Source organism: Pigmentiphaga sp. NML080357, from assembly GCF_002188465.1.
Lineage (GTDB): Bacteria > Pseudomonadota > Gammaproteobacteria > Burkholderiales > Burkholderiaceae_B > Pigmentiphaga.
In genome coordinates this window covers 150,839-165,487 of the sequence record NZ_NINW01000038.1, presented here as the reverse complement: position 1 = coordinate 165,487, position 14,649 = coordinate 150,839, and the positions used below count along the sequence as shown (strand labels likewise).

The following is a 14,649-nucleotide window of genomic DNA, read 5'->3' as shown; positions in this document are numbered from 1 at the left end:
AACGGATTGAAAATTTCGCAATTCCCCGGCGCCACTCCACGACGCCGGCGGCCGTCTTGCCGGCGGGCCGGGCCAGTTTGCCGCTTGGCGCGATCTTGCGGCCTACTTGCCCGTTGTGGCCGGCATCTGGACGGATCTTGCGCGCGAAAAGGGGACCGGCCGTGGCCCGCATCCCCCCACCAGGCGATGCCGCGGTTTCCTCATCCGCCGTCCGTGGGGCGTGACGCCTGGTAAAAGCGTTACACATAAGAAAACAACACAGGCGCGAAAATCGATTGCCGGAGAAGATCCTGCATTAAGCTCATTGCCAACCTGATCTCAATTGGAGGGCATGATGCTCGAGTGGCTTCGCAGATGGGTTCTGAGTCACGCCCCAACGCCGGAAAAGGAAGCCGAGAAGGCGCTGTACGAGGCGAGAATGGCGCTCTATCGCGCCGAACAACGCGTGCGCGACGCGGTCATGTATGCCGAGTATTACCGGGAGCGCGTGAGCTTTCTGAAACGGGTCAAGGACGAAGGGATCGAAAACGTGACGGATATGCGGGCGATGCGCCCGTATGCCGCGCAAGGGCCTTCTTCCTCCCAGGCCACCTTGCGGCTGCATCCCAAGGCGGTTACGAACGAATAGAGGCTATCGAGCCATCCTGAGCCAAAAGAAAAGGCCCCCGCCATGGCGGGGGCCTTTTTTACATCTGGTGGGTCGTGCGCGACTCGAACGCGCGACCAACGGATTAAAAGTCCGCTGCTCTACCGACTGAGCTAACGACCCGAAGCCCGAAATTATGGCAAGTTCACATGAGCTTGTCAAACAAAGCGTGCGCGATGCGGGAGGGCAAGTGCGCCGCGAATGCCTTACTTCAGGAACTCTACTTCAGGAGCTCGAGGCGATCCTTCGCGGTCTGCGCGGCGGGGACGCCGGGATAGTCGCGAATGATGCGTTCCAGCGTGCTGCGCGCGCCGCGCCGGTCGTTCAGCTCGACCTGGCTGCCGGCTATGACGAGCAGCGCGTCCGGCGCACGGACGTTGCTGGGATAGTTCTTGACCAGCGATTGCTGCTGCGCGATCGCCGCCTTGTAGTCCTTGAGCGCGTAGTGGCTGCTGCCGATATAGAACTGCGCGGCCGGCGCGTAGGGGCTTTGCGGATACTGGCGGACGAAGTTCGACAGGGCGGGGATGGCGTCGGCGTAGTTGCCGTTGCGGAAGAGGTCGATGGCGGCGTCGTAGGCGCGTTTCTCGTCCGCGCCCACGGTGGCCTGCTGTCCGTCGATCGAGGCCGTTTGCGGCTCCAGGCGCTTCAGGCGGGTGTCGACGTCCAGGTAGATGTCTTTCTGGGCCTGCTGGGTATCGGCCACCTGCTTAGTCAGGATTTCGATCTGACCGCGCAGGCGGGCGATTTCCTGTTGCAACTGTTCGATCTGCGAAGCGAGCTGGAGCTGGCTGCGCTGGCTCTGGGCCAGATCGTCGGCCAGCTTGCGGCTTTGCTGATCGGCTCGCTCGCGCACTTCCTTGCGCAGGTCGATGATGGCCTGGCGCGCCTCGTCGTCGGAAAACAGGGCCGCGTGGGCCGAGAAACCCGACAGGCTGGCGCCGATGCAGGCGGTGGCGGCCAGCAGCCGGAGGCGGGAAATGCGGAGCGTCATAAGGCGGATCCTTAGCGGTAGGCGATGTCGGCGCGGCGGTTTTCGGCGCGGGAGGCTTCATCCGTACCGGTCGCCTTGGGCTTTTCCTTGCCGAAGCTGATGGCTTCGACCTGGTCGTCGCGCACGCCCAGCAGCACCATCATGCGGCGGACGGCTTCGGAGCGGCGCTGGCCCAGTGCCAGGTTGTACTCGCTGCTGCCGACGTCGTCGGTGTTGCCCTCGATCACGACCTTGCGGTTGCGGTTGTTGTTCAGGAACCGGGCATGGTTCTCGACGATGGGACGGTACTGGTCCTTGACGACGTAGCTGTCGAAGTCGAAGTACACGGACCGCTGCGCCAGCACGCCCTTGGGATCGTTGAGCGGATCGAGGCCTTGCTGGGTCGTATCGACGCGCGCCACGCCGTTGGGATTGGCTCCGGAGGTCTGGCCGGAACGGTCTTCGACCGGGACGTTGCTGCTCTCATCGAGCTTGACGGGGCTGCTGCAAGCCGAGACTACCGCGACAACGCTCGCCACGACGAACATTTTGAATGCACGAGTAGACATGATTTTTCCTTGGGTTTCGACGACGATAGTGGGTTTGGAAAGACAATGACTAGCGGAAACGTGATCCTAAAGTGTCACATGGGCCACACGGCAGACAACGTTGCAAGACGTGACAACGATGCGGAGCCGCGACAGCATGGCCCATTCCAGGTAATCAATTGTTGAGGAAAGGCCCCCAGGTGGGTTCGCGCACGTCGCCGTTGAGCACCGACAATGTCTGGGTGACGCGACCGTCGCTCGAAACCGCAGCCAGAACACCGCGGCCGGACTGCGATGTTGCATAAAGAATCATCTTTCCGTTGGGTGCGAAGCTGGGGGATTCGTCCCTGCCGCCGTTGGTGAGGACGAGCTCATTACCGGTGGCAAGGTCTAGCGAAGCTATCTGGAAGCCGGCGCGGCGGGTGACGTACAGCAAGGTTTTGCCATCAGGCGACAACTGGGGAGAAATATTGTAAGCCCCTTTGAACGTAACGCGCTCGACTTGGTTGTTGTCCAGGTTGAGCCGGTAGATCTGCGGGCTGCCGCCCCGGTCGCTGGTGAAGAGTATGGCGCGTCCGTCGGTCGTGAAAGTCGGTTCCGTGTCGATGCCCGGCGACTGGGTCAGGCGCCGCAGGCCGGAACCGTCGGCGTTCAACATGTAGAGCTGCGAGAGCCCGTCGCGCGTCAGAACGACCGCCAAGCGGTTGCCGTCGGGCGCCCAGGCGGGGGCACTGTTGTTCCCCTTGAAATTGGCAACAGGAATCCGCTGGCCCGTGGTGATAGTGTGCACATACACAACCGGTTTGCGGGATTCGAAGCTGACGTAGGCCAGCCGAGAGCCATCGGGCGACCACGAGGGCGAGATGATGGGCTCGCGCGAACGCAGGGCGGTCTGGGCGTTCTGCCCGTCGGCGTCGGCGATCTGCAGTTCGTAGATGTTGTCGCGCTTGAGCACGTAGGCGATTCGTGTTGCGAAAATGCCACGGTCACCCGTCAACTTCTCGTAGATGCGGTCGGCGATCTGGTGCGCGGTACGGCGCATCTCGTTGGCGCCGGACGAGAACGCGACGCCGTCGATCTGGGCCTGCTTGACGGTATCCACCAGCCGATAGCGGATGTCGTAGCGGCCATCGCCGGTGCGCTGCACGCTGCCCACCGCAAGCGCGTCGGCGCCGCGGGTCTTCCATGCGGCAAAGCCGATCACGGCGGAGTCGGACAGGGGCGTTTCGCCGGCGTCGATGAGGCGAAAGAGGCCGGTGCGGTTCAGGTCGGCGCGAATGATCTCGGCAATGGCCCGGCCTTGCGGATCGGCCGATTCGAAATTGGCGATGGCCACGGGATACTGGTTGGCCCCGGCGCCGGAGATCTGGACGGTGAGCTGGGCCTGGGCAGGCGCGGCGCCCAATCCGAAGGCCGTCGCGGCAAGCGCGGCGGCGCATTGCAGCAGCCGCCGTCCTAGCCGGGTGCCGAGGTCTCGCAGGCGGATACTGCCGGACGTGGCGGACGAGGAGGGGAAAGCGGGATTTGCAAATGTCATCAGTCGAACATCCGATATTGAACTTCTATGTTGGACTCGTACCGGCCGGAAGACGGCCGCGGGAAGGGATCGCAACGCCGGATACCGTTTTCCACCGCGCGGTCGAAAGCGGCGACGCCGGAGGAGCGAACCAGGCGCGGCCCGCCTGCCTGTTCCCCGGTGGGTAGCAACTGGACCCGGAACACGGCCGTAGGGTTCCCGTCGGCGGAACTGCCACTTGCACTATAAATGACTCCGGGCTTGATGCAAGCGCGCACCAGGTCGGCATAGCCGGGATCGCCGCCCCCGCCGCCGGCCTGGTTGCGATTGGCGGTGCCGCCTTCGCGGCCGCCCTCCAGACCGGCCGCGCGGGCCGTGTCGTTGCGGAAGGCCTCGCGCAACTTGCGGTCGCGCTCGGCCTGGGCTTTCTTCTCGGCCGCGGCTTTCTTTTCCGCGGCGGCTTTCTCGGCCGCGGCTTTTTTCTCGTCGGCGGCTTTCTGGGCGGCCAGTTGCTCGGCCTTTTTCTTCTCGGCCTCGCGCTGCTCCGCTTCCTTCTTTTCCTGCGCGCGTTTTTCGGCCAGCTTCTTTTCCTGCAGCTGCTGCTCGCGCTTGCGTTCGGCTTCCTCGGCTTCGCGGCGCTCCCGTTCCTCGCGGCGTTTCTTTTCCTGCTCGATGGCGATGTCGGGTTTTTCCTGCGTCAACTTGGGTTCGGGCGCAGGCGGGGGCGGCGGAGGCGTGGCCGGCTGGGGTTCGGGCTCGGGGGTGGGGGCGGGCGGCTCGGGCTGGTTGGGCGAGGGCAGCGCGGTCCATAGTTCGGCCTGTACGGGGCCGGGAGCGCGGCGATTCCAGTTCAGGCTGAAGATCAGCGCGGCGGCCAGCAAGAGGTGCATCAGCACGGCCAGGCCGAAAGCCTTCCATTTGCCCGGTTCGGGCGGTTGACGGAGAGGTCGGTTGGAGCGGTCGTTGGGCGCCATGGGCAATCAGGAGCCTTGTTGCTTGACCAGCAGGCCGACTCGCTTGACGCCCTGGCGCTGCAATTCGTCCATGACTTTCAGCACGGACTCGTACTGCGCCTTGCGATCGGCGGAGATGACGACGGGCTGGTCGGGGTGCTGGGATTGGCGGTCGCGCGCGACGCGCGCGAGATCGCTGCGCGGAATGGCTTGCGGCGTGCTGTCGCCGCGTTCCCGGTCGCGGATGGTGACGGTGCCGTCCGCGGCCAGGATGACCTCGAGCGGCTTGACCGGGACCTGCGACGCCTTGCCCACCGTGGGCAGGTCGATGACGCCGGGCGACATCATGGGCGCGGTGACCATGAAGATCACCAGCAGCACCAGCATGACGTCGATGTACGGCACCACGTTGATCTCGTTCATGGAGCGGCGTCCGCCGCGGCCGCCGCGATTGCTGGAGCGGGTCGAAGGCATCAGCGCACCTGTCTTTGCAGGATGTTCTGGAACTCGTCGATGAAGCTGTCGAAGCGGATGGACAGCCGGTCGATGTCGTGCGAGAACCGGTTATAGGCGACCACCGCAGGAATCGCCGCGAACAGGCCGATGGCGGTGGCCACCAGGGCCTCGGCGATGCCGGGCGCCACGCTGGCGAGCGTGGCCTGTTCCACGTTGGCCAGGCCCCGGAAGGCGTGCATGATGCCCCACACCGTCCCGAACAGGCCGACGTAGGGACTGACCGAGCCGGTGGAGGCCAGGAAGGCGAGGTGCGATTCGAGCGAGTCCATCTCGCGCTGGTAGGCGGCGCGCATCGCGCGGCGGGCGCCGTCGAGCAGCGTGTTGACGTCGTTCAGCTTGTTCTGCCGGCTTTTCACGAACTCGGCCATCCCGGCCTCGAAAATGCGCGCCAGCGCGCCCTGCTCGCCGCGCCGGGCGGTCACGGCCTGGTGCAGCATGTTCAGGTCGCCGCCCGACCAGAAGTCGGCCTCGAAGCGGTCGGTCTGCTGCTGGGCGCGCTTGATGGCGAAGCGCTTGCGGAAGATGTAGGTCCAGGACATCAGCGAGACGATGGCCAGGATGGCCATCACGCACTGGACGGTAAAGCTCGCCTGGGTAATCAGGGACAGGATAGACATGTCCTGGTTGACGTTCATGCAAAGTCCTTTGGGGGGCGGATGGGAAGAAAGTGCCTGAAGGGTTGATCGAGGGTTAATCCGTTGCGGGCTCCGCCGCCAGCGGGGCGAGCGTGCGGGCCAGGCCCGCCGGCAGGGCGCGCGGGCGCATCGTCGCCCGGTCGACGCACCCTACCTGGACCTTGCCGGCCGCCAGCAGTTCATCGCCGCGCTCGCAGAACTGCGAAAAATCGATGGAAGCCTTGCCCAGTCGCGATACCTTGCTGCGTATGGTCAGAAGATCGTCCAATGCGGCCGGCCGGCGGTATTGGGCCTCGATTCCGCGTACCACGAAGATGCAGCCCGTTTCCTCGGCCAGCACGCGCTGCTCTACGCCCAAGGCGCGCAGCCATTCGGTGCGCGCGCGTTCGAAGAACTTCAGATAGTTCGCGTAGTAGACCACGCCGCCGGCGTCGGTATCTTCGTAGTAGACCCGGATGGAAAACCGGAAATCGTCACTGGCGGGGTTGGACACGAGGTGAACCTTGGTATGAGTCTAGCAAGCTTGGAGGCGGGGTGGCCCCGGGGCGAAATTGTAAACAACCCGCCGTCGCCGGGCATCCGGTCCGGATCCTACCTTTCCACCAATTGTGACGGCTTGTAAAGGGGGAAACTTTAGCGCGGCCTGGTCGTCAGACCGCAGGGAGCGTTGATGCAAGCCTGTGCGGCTTCGGGTGCGTGGGTGGCGCCGTTCGGGTTATCGACGCTTCCACCTTCTTTTTATGGATCGGACGGTTTGCTGTCATGGCCGCGTCATCGGTGCCGTGCATGATCTCGTCCGACTTGATGTCAACTGCGCGTTGCGCAGCGAAGCCCGTGAACTGGGGGATGCCCAGCACGGGCTTTTGTGTTTGTATTACCCCCCCTACGCGCTTACGCGCGCCCCCCAGGGGGCGATGCGGGTGGACCGGCGGAGCCGGATCCACCGCATCCTGGGTCTAGGACCGCTTTCTTGGGTTGAGGCGCCTTTGCTTCGCTGGCTGCCAGCGGTAGCAACGGTGTGGCAATTGGAGAAAGCGGTACTAGACCCAGGGCGCCGCGGATCCGGCTTTGCCGGTCCGCCAGCGCCGCCCCTTGAGGGGCGGGGCCACAGGCCCCGTGGGGTGGACTTCCCTGCCGGTCCGCCAGCGCCGCCCCTTGAGGGGCGCGGCGTAAGCCGCGTGGGGTGGCCTCTCCTTCCAGCGCCGCCCCCTTGAGGGGGACGCGCGAAGCGCGGAGGGGGTGGGCTCCCCCCCCCCCTCTAGAACAATTCGGCGCTGCCGGCCTGGGGTGGGGGGGCGAGGCCCAGGTGCCTGTAGGTGCCTTGCGTGGCGATGCGTCCGCGCGGCGTGCGTTGTACGTAGCCGTGCTGGATCAGGTAGGGTTCGATCACGTCCTCGATGGTGTCGCGTTCCTCGCCGATGGCGGCCGACAGGCTGTCCAGGCCTACCGGGCCGCCGTCGAACTTGTAGACGATGGCTTCCAGCAGCTTGCGATCCATGATGTCCAGGCCGGCCGGGTCGACGTCCAGCATGGAGAGAGCCGCCTGCGCGACCTCGCCGGTGATGCGGCCGCCGGCCTTGACTTCGGCGTAGTCGCGCACGCGGCGCAGCAGCCGGTTGGCGATACGGGGCGTGCCGCGCGAACGGCGGGCGATTTCCCGGGCGCCGTCCTCGGCGATGGCGGCGTTGAGCAGGCCCGCGCTTCGGGTGACGATGGACGCCAGTTCCTCGGCGGTGTAGAACTCCAGGCGCGCGATGATGCCGAAGCGGTCGCGCAGCGGGTTGGTCAGCATGCCGGCGCGGGTCGTGGCGCCGACCAGCGTGAAGGGCTGCAGGTCGAGCTTGACGCTGCGCGCCGCGGGTCCTTCACCGATGAGGATGTCGATCTGGAAGTCTTCCAGCGCGGGGTAGAGGATTTCCTCGACCACGGGCGACAGGCGATGGATCTCGTCGATGAAGAGAACGTCGTTTTTCTCGAGGTTGGTAAGCAGCGCGGCCAGGTCGCCCGGACGTTCGAGCACCGGCCCCGAGGTCTGGCGCAGTTGCACGCCCATTTCACGGGCAATGATGTGGGCCAGGGTGGTCTTGCCCAGGCCAGGCGGGCCGAACAGCAGCACGTGGTCCAGCGATTCGTGGCGGTTGCGCGCCGCGGCGATGAAGATTTCCAGTTGTTCGCGGATGCGGCGTTGGCCGACGTATTCGTCGAGTGCCTTGGGGCGCAGGGCGCGTTCGATCGCTTCCTCGTTGGGCGAGGAGGCGCGGGGAGAGATGACGCGTGTATCGAGGGCGTCGTCTCGGGCGGAAAGTTTGTCGGGCTGTATCGCCATGGGGGTATTCTGCCTTGAACTGGCTGTATGTTAGCCCGTTCCGCCAGCGATTTTTCTTTTTCCCGGCCCGCCGGCCGCCGTCGGCGGCGCTCCGGTCCGGACCCGCGACGTGCCGTCAGTAGTCGAGCTTGCCGTACAGCTCGCCGAAAGGCACCATGACGTGGGCGCGGTAAGGCTGCCGCTGCTGCAGCCGCTGGTACCAGGCCCGGACGTGCGGTATCTCGGGCCGTTCGATGTCGATCTCGAAGTAGCGGTACAAGGCCGTGCCGGCGGGGATGTCCGCCAGCGTAAGGACCGCGCCGCCGAGAAAGGGCCGGTCGCGCAGGACGCCGTCCAGCAGCGTGAAATACGCCGCGCTCAGCTCGACTTGCTCACGTATCCGCACGGGGTCGCGCAGCGCCCGCGGAGTCCGGTAGTAACCCCAGAATACGCCGCCGAGGAAGGCCGGCTGCAATGCGGTTTGCGCCCAGTCCATCCAGCGCTCGGCCTCGGAGCGTTGCCCAGGGTCTGCGTGCCAGAAACGCGGCGCGCCGTAGCGGGCGGCCAGGTAGCGCAGGATGGCGTGCGACTCCCACACCACGGTGCCGCCGTCGTCGATGACCGGGACCCGGCCGTGGGGATTCATGGCCAGGAAATCCGGGGTGGAAACCAGGCCGAAGTCGCCGCCGGCGGAGATGTGCTCGTAGGCCAGCCCTAGTTCGCCCGCGAACCAGAGGACCTTCTGCACATTGAACGAACTGCGCCTTCCCCAGATCCTTAGCATGCCGTCTTCCCTCCGCGTGCCGGCGACTGCTGCCGGCCGGTCCGCTAGCGCGCCAGGGCCTTGAGCGCCAGCTTGATGCCTTCGGATACGCCCACGCCTGCCGGCAGGTTCTTCACGGCGGCCACGGCCTCACGATCGGAATAGCCCAGCGCAACCAGCGCATTGAGGATATCGGCCTGGCCATCCGCGGCCACCGTGCCGCCGGCGGCGCCGAGGTCGGCGCCCAGCTTGCCCTTGAGCTCGAGCAGCAGTCGTTCGGCGGTTTTCTTGCCGATGCCTGGCACGCGCGTCAGCCGTCCGGCTTCCTGCAGGGTGACGGCCTGCGACAACTCGGATACCGTCATGCCGGACAGCACGGCCAGCGCGATCTTGGCGCCGACGCCGCTGACCTTGATGAGTTCGCGAAACGTCGAGCGCTCGGCGGCCGTGCCGAAGCCATACAGCACGTGCGCATCCTCGCGTATGGCGAGGTGGGTCAGCAGCGTCACCCTGGCCCCGAGCTCGGGCAGGGAGTAGAGCGTGCTCATCGGCACGTCGAGTTCATAACCGACCCCGTTCACGTCCAGGCACACGGTGGGCGGCTGCTTCTCGACCAGGGTTCCGGTCAGGCGTCCGATCATGAAATGGCCTTCAAAAATTTCCCCGCAGCATACGCTATCTCATTTCTTCAAGCAGGGCGCCGCGGTCCGGTTTTGCCGATCCGCCGCGCCCCAGGGCGGGCCCTACACCAGTCTTCCGGCGCGCAGCCGGGTGCCGCGGCGGCCGAATGCGGGATGACCGTTCTGTTCGCGCAGTCGGTCGGCCAGCGGCGCGACGTGCGCATGGCAGATCGCGCAGGCGAGCGCATCGGCGGCATCCGCCGCGGGCGAGCCATCCAGCGACAGCAGGTGCTGCACCATGGCCTGGACCTGCATCTTGGCGGCGCGGCCCGTGCCGACCACCGATTTCTTGATCTGCAAGGCCGTGTACTCGTGCACCGCCAGGCCGCTGTCGGCCAGCGCGCACAGCGCGGCGCCGCGCGCCTGCCCCAGGAGCAGGGTCGAAACCGGATTGGTGTTGACGAAGACTTTCTCGATCGCCGCGAAATCGGGCGCGGTATCCCGCACGACCTGCCGCAGATTGTCGAGAATGACCTTCAGCCGCCCGGAGAGATCATCGTCCGCGGGCACGACGATGGTGCCGCTGGCGACGTAGCGCAGCCGTGCCCCGTTCGATTCGATCACCCCGAAGCCGGTACGCCGCAGGCCGGGATCCACACCTAATATGCGCACGATCTCAATTCCATCAGATCACCACCCCACCCGAAACGCCTGAAAACGCTGCCCCCATCCAGGGCGCCGCGGATCCGGCTCCGCCGGTCCGCCAGCGCCGCCCCTTGAGGGGTGCGACGTAAGCCGCGCGGGGTGGGCCCATCAATGACGGAAGTGCCGGGTGCCGGTCAGCACCATGGCGATGCCCCGCTCGTCGGCGGCGGCGATGACTTCCGGATCGCGCATGCTGCCGCCCGGCTGGATGACGCAGGTCGCGCCGGCGTCCACCACCACGTCCAGGCCGTCGCGAAACGGGAAGAAGGCATCGGACGCCACCGCCGAACCCTTGAGCGAGAGGCCGGCGTTCTCGGCCTTGATCGAGGCGATGCGGGCGGAATCGACGCGGCTCATCTGGCCGGCGCCCACGCCCAGGGTCATGCCGCCGCCGGCGAAGACGATGGCGTTGGACTTGACGAACTTGGCGACTTTCCAGGCGAACAGCAGGTCGTCCATTTGCGCTTCGGTGGGAGCGATCTTGGTGACGACCTTGAGCTGGTCGCGCGAGACGTTGAAGGCGTCGGGCTGCTGCACAAGCCAGCCGCCGCCCACGCGCTTCACGTCGAAGGCGTTGACGCCGTCGCCGGGCGGCACTTCCAGCAGGCGCACGTTCTGCTTGGCGGCGAAGATCTCGCGCGCGCCATCATCGTAGGCGGGCGCGAGCAGGACTTCGACGAACTGCTTGCTGACGGCCTGCGCGGTCGCGGCGTCGACAGGGCGGTTGAAGGCGATGATGCCGCCGAACGCGGAAGTGGGATCGGTCTTGAACGCCTGTTGGTAGGCGTGGAGCGCGTCGGTGGAAACGGCCACGCCGCACGGGTTGGCGTGCTTGATGATGACGCAGGCGGGCGCCTCGAAGGTGCGCACGCACTCCCAGGCCGCGTCGGCATCGGCGATGTTGTTGTAGGAGAGTTCCTTGCCCTGCAACTGCCGATAGTTGGCGAGCAGGCCGGCCGCCGGCGCCGGGTCCCGGTAGAACGCCGCCGACTGGTGGGGGTTCTCGCCATAGCGCATGGCCTGGCTCTTGGAAACCTGGAAGGTGAGGATTTCCGGGTAGGCCTCGCGCGCGGGCACCGCTTCCTGCGCGGGAGCTTCGGCCAGGCTGGTGAGGTAATTGGCGATGGCGCCGTCGTAGGCGGCGGTATGGGCGAACACCTTCTTGGCCAGGTTCAGGCGCAGTCCATACGAGGTGGCGCCGGTGGCGTCGATTTCCTCGAGGACTTTCGCGTAATCGGCCGGGTCGATGACGACGGTGACGCCGCCCGCCTCGGTGCCGTGGTTCTTCGCGGCCGCGCGCAGCATGGCCGGACCGCCGATGTCGATGTTCTCGACCGCGTCGGCGAACGTGCACCCGGGCTTGGCGACGGTTTCGCGGAAGGGATAGAGGTTGACCACCAGCAGATCGATGCGGCCGATGCCGTGACTGGCGATGGCGTCGAGGTGCGCCTGCGCATCGCGCCGGGCGAGCAGGCCGCCGTGGATCTTGGGATGCAGCGTCTTGACGCGGCCGTCCATCATTTCGGGAAAGCCGGTGTAGTCGGATACTTCCTGCACCGGCAGGCCGGACTGGGCCAGCAACTTGGCGGTGCCGCCGGTGGACAGGAGCTGCACGCCACGGTCGTGCAGGGCCCTGGCGAAGTCGACGATGCCGGATTTGTCAGAAACGGAAAGAAGCGCGCGTTCGATTTTCATATCAGTTGGACAGGATGGCGTGCCAGGGCCGGCACGGAGCAATGGGATGAGGGCGGCCGCGTCAGACCTTGATCTGGTAATGGTCGAGCTTCTTGCGCAAGGTATTGCGGTTGATGCCCAGCATCTCGGCGGCGCGCGACTGGTTGCGGTCGGCCTTTTCGAGCACCACTTCGAGCATGGGACGCTCGACGGCGGTCAGCACCATGTCCCAGATGCCGCTCGTGGTCTCGCCTTCGAGATCCTTGAAGTAGCGGTCCAGAGTATGGCGTACGCATTCTTCAAGCGTATGTTCTTTCATGTTTTTGTCCTTGAAGCGCGGCCTAGGCAGCGAGTCGCGGCGAGGCGTGCGGCCCGATCGAACGATCGAACCATGCGGCCACCGCGTGCCATTGGTCGCGCGTGTTTTCTATCAAATTCAGTTGTGCACAGAACTGCGGCCCGCCCGGCAGGGAGCTCAGATACCAGCCGATGTGCTTGCGTGCGGTGCGCACGCCTGTGTATTCGCCGTAGAAACGGTAGTGGTCGTCCAGGTGCTGGAGCAGCAGGTCGCGCATTTCAGCGAGCGTCGGCCCCGGCAGGAAGGCGCCGGTGCGCAGGTAGTGATCGATTTCCCGGAACAGCCAGGGGCGGCCCTGGGCCGCGCGGCCGATCATGACGGCGTCGGCGCCGGTCGCCTCCAGTACCTGGCGCGCTTTCTCGGGCGTATCGATGTCGCCGTTGGCGATGACCGGGATGGCGAGCTCGGCCTTGACCTCGGCGATCGTCTCGTATTCGGCCTGGCCCATGTAGAGGTCTTCGCGGGTACGCCCGTGCAGGGCGAGGGCCGCGATGCCGATGTCCTGGGCGCGGCGGGCGACCCGCAGCACGTTGCGGTCGGCGCGGCACCAGCCGGTTCGGGTCTTGAGCGTGACGGGCACGCCCAGGGGCGCGCAGGCGCGCACGACGGCTTCGAGGATGCGGGCGACCAGGTCTTCGTCGCGCAGCAGCGCCGAGCCGGCGGCGACGTTGCACACTTTCTTGGCTGGGCAGCCCATGTTGATGTCGATGATGCGCGCGCCCTTGCCGACGTTGAAGACCGCGGCCTGGGCCATCATTTCCGGGTCGCTGCCGGCGATCTGGACGGCGATGGGGTCGCTTTCCCCGGCATGGTCCAGGCGCCGGGAAGTCTTGACGCTATTCCACAGCTTGGGATTGCTGGCGGCCATTTCGGAAACGGCGTGGCCGGCCCCCAGGCGTTTGCACAGTTGGCGGAACGGCCGGTCCGTGACGCCCGCCATGGGGGCGACGAAGACGTTGTTCGGGAGGTCGTAGGGGCCAATGCGCATGACTGAATGCGCCGTCTGCCTCGATCATGGAGGAAGCGGCGCGCGTGGGCAAAAATGTCTGAGGAAGGCGGGGATTGTACCGCTGTCGGGGGGGGAGAGTTGTTACGCGAGAGAGTTGGCTTTCCGGGGCGCCGCAAGGTGCGGAGGGCCGCGGGCGGCGGGCCTGCCGCGCCGCCCCAAGGCCCGGGCCCGGCCCCTTTTGGGGGGCTGCCGCGTCGCGGCTGGGGGCCACCATGCCGGGCGCGCGTCAGCCCGTAGGGGGCAATCTACTAGCGCAAGCCTTCCATCAATTGCCGCGCGAGCGGCCCCCGCACCGTGCGCGACAGGTCCAGCCCGAGCAGGGCGAGGCCGCAGGCGTGTTCGATCGGTGCGAGGCCGGTGGCGAAGATGCGGGGCATGAAGTCGGTCAGGCCGCTGGTGACCCAGCGGTCTGCGGCCCGGGCGCGGGCGTAGGCGGCGAGCAGGGGGGCGGCGGGGGTGGCGGGATTGCGCAGCAGGGGGGCGAGAGCTTCCGCAAGGCCGGCGGCGTCGCGCAGGCCGAGGTTCATGCCCTGGCCCGCGACCGGGTGCAGGGTCTGGGCTGCGTTGCCGATGGCGACGCGGGTGCCGTCGACCACCTTGCGGCGCAGGTTGATGCCGAGCGGGTAGCGGTGGCGCGGCCCGGCCGCGGCGAAGTCGCCCAGGCGGGCGCCGAAGGCACGGCCGAGCGCCTGGGCGAAGCTGGCGTCGTCCAGGGATGCCAGCCGTTCGGCGTGCTCGGGGCGGCAGCACCAGACCATGGCATAGCGGCCGGTGTCGCGGGCCGCGCCGGCGGGGTAGGGAAGCAAGGCCAGCGGGCCTTCGTCGGTGAAGCGTTCCCAGGCCCAGCCCGGGCGGGGCCGGCTGGCGCGGACGATGGCCAGTATGGCGTGCTGGCGGTAGCTGCGGTGCAGGTCGTTGCGAGCCTGGTGGTCGAAAGTGCCCCCTTCGGCGTGGACGCAGACCGTGCTGGTCCATTCGTCGTCGTCCTGGCGGACGACCGCGCGGTCGCCATCGTGCCGGAGGATGGCCGCCGGCGCGCCGGCGCGGATGGTGATGCCGCTTAGGTCCAGCGCGGCATCGAGCGCCTCGACGATGGCGGCATACGGCAGCACCGTGCCCAGCGCCGGCACGCCGAAGTCGGCGTGGGAAATGTGCGTGCGGCCCAGGCGTCCGCGTTGCGAGACGTGGACGTCGAGGATGTCGGCGCCGCCCTCGGGCCAGGCGCCGAGCGAGGCCAGCAGGACCCGGCTGCCATGGTTGAGCGCCATCGAGCGCGGGTCGGCCGCCGTGGCCGGCGCCACCGACGGCCGCCGCGGCCGGCACAGCACGATGTTCTCGGGCCGCGCGGCCGCCCGGGCCAGCAGCAGCGCCAGCGTGGCCCCGACCGGCCCCCCGCCCAAAATAGTAATGTCCGCTTGCATGTAAATA

16 protein-coding genes and 1 tRNA gene are annotated in these 14,649 nt (G+C 66.8%); 1 reads left to right on the top strand and 16 read right to left on the bottom strand.

Annotation, left to right across the window (positions count from 1 at the left end; genetic code table 11):
* Positions 1 to 331 precede the first annotated feature (331 nt).
* Positions 332 to 628: a hypothetical protein gene (locus CDO44_RS17760; protein WP_233146249.1), complete on the top strand. Its 297-nt coding sequence runs from the start codon at positions 332 to 334 to the stop codon at positions 626 to 628.
* 65 nt (positions 629 to 693) lie between these two features.
* Here CDO44_RS17760 and CDO44_RS17755 read toward each other — a convergent pair.
* The 16 genes from CDO44_RS17755 to CDO44_RS17680 all read right to left on the bottom strand — a co-directional run bounded on the left by CDO44_RS17755 (position 694) and on the right by CDO44_RS17680 (position 14,642).
* Positions 694 to 769: transfer RNA gene (locus tag CDO44_RS17755), tRNA-Lys, on the bottom strand.
* Positions 770 to 866: 97 nt separating this feature from the next.
* Complete coding sequence (gene ybgF, locus CDO44_RS17750) at positions 867 to 1,640, bottom strand: tol-pal system protein YbgF (RefSeq protein ID WP_087781612.1); 774 nt, start codon at positions 1,638 to 1,640, stop codon at positions 867 to 869.
* An 11-nt stretch (positions 1,641 to 1,651) separates the two neighbouring features.
* Complete coding sequence (gene pal, locus CDO44_RS17745) at positions 1,652 to 2,188, bottom strand: peptidoglycan-associated lipoprotein Pal (RefSeq protein WP_087781611.1); 537 nt, start codon at positions 2,186 to 2,188, stop codon at positions 1,652 to 1,654.
* Between the two features lie 154 nt (positions 2,189 to 2,342).
* Positions 2,343 to 3,704 (bottom strand): Tol-Pal system beta propeller repeat protein TolB, encoded by a 1,362-nt coding sequence (gene tolB, locus CDO44_RS17740; RefSeq protein WP_087781610.1) that lies wholly within the window; start codon positions 3,702 to 3,704, stop codon positions 2,343 to 2,345.
* Complete coding sequence (tolA, locus tag CDO44_RS17735; RefSeq protein ID WP_087781609.1) at positions 3,704 to 4,657, bottom strand: cell envelope integrity protein TolA; 954 nt, start codon at positions 4,655 to 4,657, stop codon at positions 3,704 to 3,706. The genes tolB and tolA overlap by 1 nt, the downstream gene beginning before the upstream one ends.
* A 6-nt stretch (positions 4,658 to 4,663) precedes the next feature.
* Positions 4,664 to 5,110 carry a protein TolR gene (gene tolR / locus CDO44_RS17730; RefSeq protein WP_198951380.1) on the bottom strand — a complete coding sequence of 149 codons (447 nt, stop codon included), beginning with the start codon at positions 5,108 to 5,110 and terminating at the stop codon, positions 4,664 to 4,666.
* The gene (gene tolQ / locus CDO44_RS17725; RefSeq protein ID WP_087781607.1) at positions 5,110 to 5,787 is read right to left on the bottom strand and encodes a protein TolQ; all 678 of its coding nucleotides are present in this window, start codon (positions 5,785 to 5,787) and stop codon (positions 5,110 to 5,112) included. Before tolQ ends, tolR begins: the two co-directional genes overlap by 1 nt.
* Positions 5,788 to 5,842: 55 nt before the next feature.
* A complete protein-coding gene (gene ybgC / locus CDO44_RS17720; RefSeq protein WP_087781606.1) occupies positions 5,843 to 6,280 on the bottom strand; it encodes a tol-pal system-associated acyl-CoA thioesterase in 438 nt (145 codons plus the stop codon).
* A 765-nt stretch (positions 6,281 to 7,045) separates the two neighbouring features.
* Positions 7,046 to 8,113, bottom strand: a complete 1,068-nt coding sequence (gene ruvB / locus CDO44_RS17715) for a Holliday junction branch migration DNA helicase RuvB (RefSeq protein WP_087781605.1) — start codon at positions 8,111 to 8,113, stop codon at positions 7,046 to 7,048.
* Between the two features lie 115 nt (positions 8,114 to 8,228).
* Positions 8,229 to 8,876, bottom strand: coding sequence for a glutathione S-transferase family protein (locus tag CDO44_RS17710; RefSeq protein WP_087781604.1), 648 nt, complete (start codon positions 8,874 to 8,876; stop codon positions 8,229 to 8,231).
* Positions 8,877 to 8,920: 44 nt separating this feature from the next.
* On the bottom strand, positions 8,921 to 9,496 hold the full coding sequence (gene ruvA / locus CDO44_RS17705; protein WP_087781603.1) for a Holliday junction branch migration protein RuvA: 576 nt from the start codon (positions 9,494 to 9,496) through the stop codon (positions 8,921 to 8,923).
* Positions 9,497 to 9,598: 102 nt separating this feature from the next.
* Positions 9,599 to 10,147 (bottom strand): crossover junction endodeoxyribonuclease RuvC, encoded by a 549-nt coding sequence (gene ruvC, locus CDO44_RS17700; RefSeq protein WP_087781602.1) that lies wholly within the window; start codon positions 10,145 to 10,147, stop codon positions 9,599 to 9,601.
* Between the two features lie 141 nt (positions 10,148 to 10,288).
* Positions 10,289 to 11,875, bottom strand: coding sequence for a bifunctional phosphoribosylaminoimidazolecarboxamide formyltransferase/IMP cyclohydrolase (gene purH, locus CDO44_RS17695; protein ID WP_087781601.1), 1,587 nt, complete (start codon positions 11,873 to 11,875; stop codon positions 10,289 to 10,291).
* Between the two features lie 61 nt (positions 11,876 to 11,936).
* On the bottom strand, positions 11,937 to 12,173 hold the full coding sequence (locus CDO44_RS17690) for a helix-turn-helix domain-containing protein (RefSeq protein WP_087781600.1): 237 nt from the start codon (positions 12,171 to 12,173) through the stop codon (positions 11,937 to 11,939).
* A gap of 22 nt (positions 12,174 to 12,195) precedes the next feature.
* Positions 12,196 to 13,200 carry a tRNA dihydrouridine synthase DusB gene (gene dusB / locus CDO44_RS17685; protein WP_087781599.1) on the bottom strand — a complete coding sequence of 335 codons (1,005 nt, stop codon included), beginning with the start codon at positions 13,198 to 13,200 and terminating at the stop codon, positions 12,196 to 12,198.
* Positions 13,201 to 13,469: 269 nt separating this feature from the next.
* Positions 13,470 to 14,642 (bottom strand): UbiH/UbiF/VisC/COQ6 family ubiquinone biosynthesis hydroxylase, encoded by a 1,173-nt coding sequence (locus CDO44_RS17680; protein ID WP_087781598.1) that lies wholly within the window; start codon positions 14,640 to 14,642, stop codon positions 13,470 to 13,472.
* Positions 14,643 to 14,649 lie beyond the last annotated feature (7 nt).

Excerpts from the sequence above, each read along its gene's own strand:
- ybgF (WP_087781612.1), bottom strand. The coding sequence starts at position 1,640 with ATGACGCTCCGCATTTCCCGCCTCCGGCTGCTGGCCGCCACCGCCTGC.
- ruvB (WP_087781605.1), bottom strand. The coding sequence starts at position 8,113 with ATGGCGATACAGCCCGACAAACTTTCCGCCCGAGACGACGCCCTCGAT.
- tolR (WP_198951380.1), bottom strand. The coding sequence starts at position 5,110 with ATGCCTTCGACCCGCTCCAGCAATCGCGGCGGCCGCGGCGGACGCCGC.
- tolA (WP_087781609.1), bottom strand. The coding sequence starts at position 4,657 with ATGGCGCCCAACGACCGCTCCAACCGACCTCTCCGTCAACCGCCCGAA.
- tolQ (WP_087781607.1), bottom strand. The coding sequence starts at position 5,787 with ATGAACGTCAACCAGGACATGTCTATCCTGTCCCTGATTACCCAGGCG.
- pal (WP_087781611.1), bottom strand. The coding sequence starts at position 2,188 with ATGTCTACTCGTGCATTCAAAATGTTCGTCGTGGCGAGCGTTGTCGCG.
- CDO44_RS17680 (WP_087781598.1), bottom strand. The coding sequence starts at position 14,642 with ATGCAAGCGGACATTACTATTTTGGGCGGGGGGCCGGTCGGGGCCACG.
- dusB (WP_087781599.1), bottom strand. The coding sequence starts at position 13,200 with ATGCGCATTGGCCCCTACGACCTCCCGAACAACGTCTTCGTCGCCCCC.
- CDO44_RS17690 (WP_087781600.1), bottom strand. The coding sequence starts at position 12,173 with ATGAAAGAACATACGCTTGAAGAATGCGTACGCCATACTCTGGACCGC.
- ruvA (WP_087781603.1), bottom strand. The coding sequence starts at position 9,496 with ATGATCGGACGCCTGACCGGAACCCTGGTCGAGAAGCAGCCGCCCACC.
- CDO44_RS17710 (WP_087781604.1), bottom strand. The coding sequence starts at position 8,876 with ATGCTAAGGATCTGGGGAAGGCGCAGTTCGTTCAATGTGCAGAAGGTC.
- purH (WP_087781601.1), bottom strand. The coding sequence starts at position 11,875 with ATGAAAATCGAACGCGCGCTTCTTTCCGTTTCTGACAAATCCGGCATC.
- tolB (WP_087781610.1), bottom strand. The coding sequence starts at position 3,704 with ATGACATTTGCAAATCCCGCTTTCCCCTCCTCGTCCGCCACGTCCGGC.
- CDO44_RS17760 (WP_233146249.1), top strand. The coding sequence starts at position 332 with ATGATGCTCGAGTGGCTTCGCAGATGGGTTCTGAGTCACGCCCCAACG.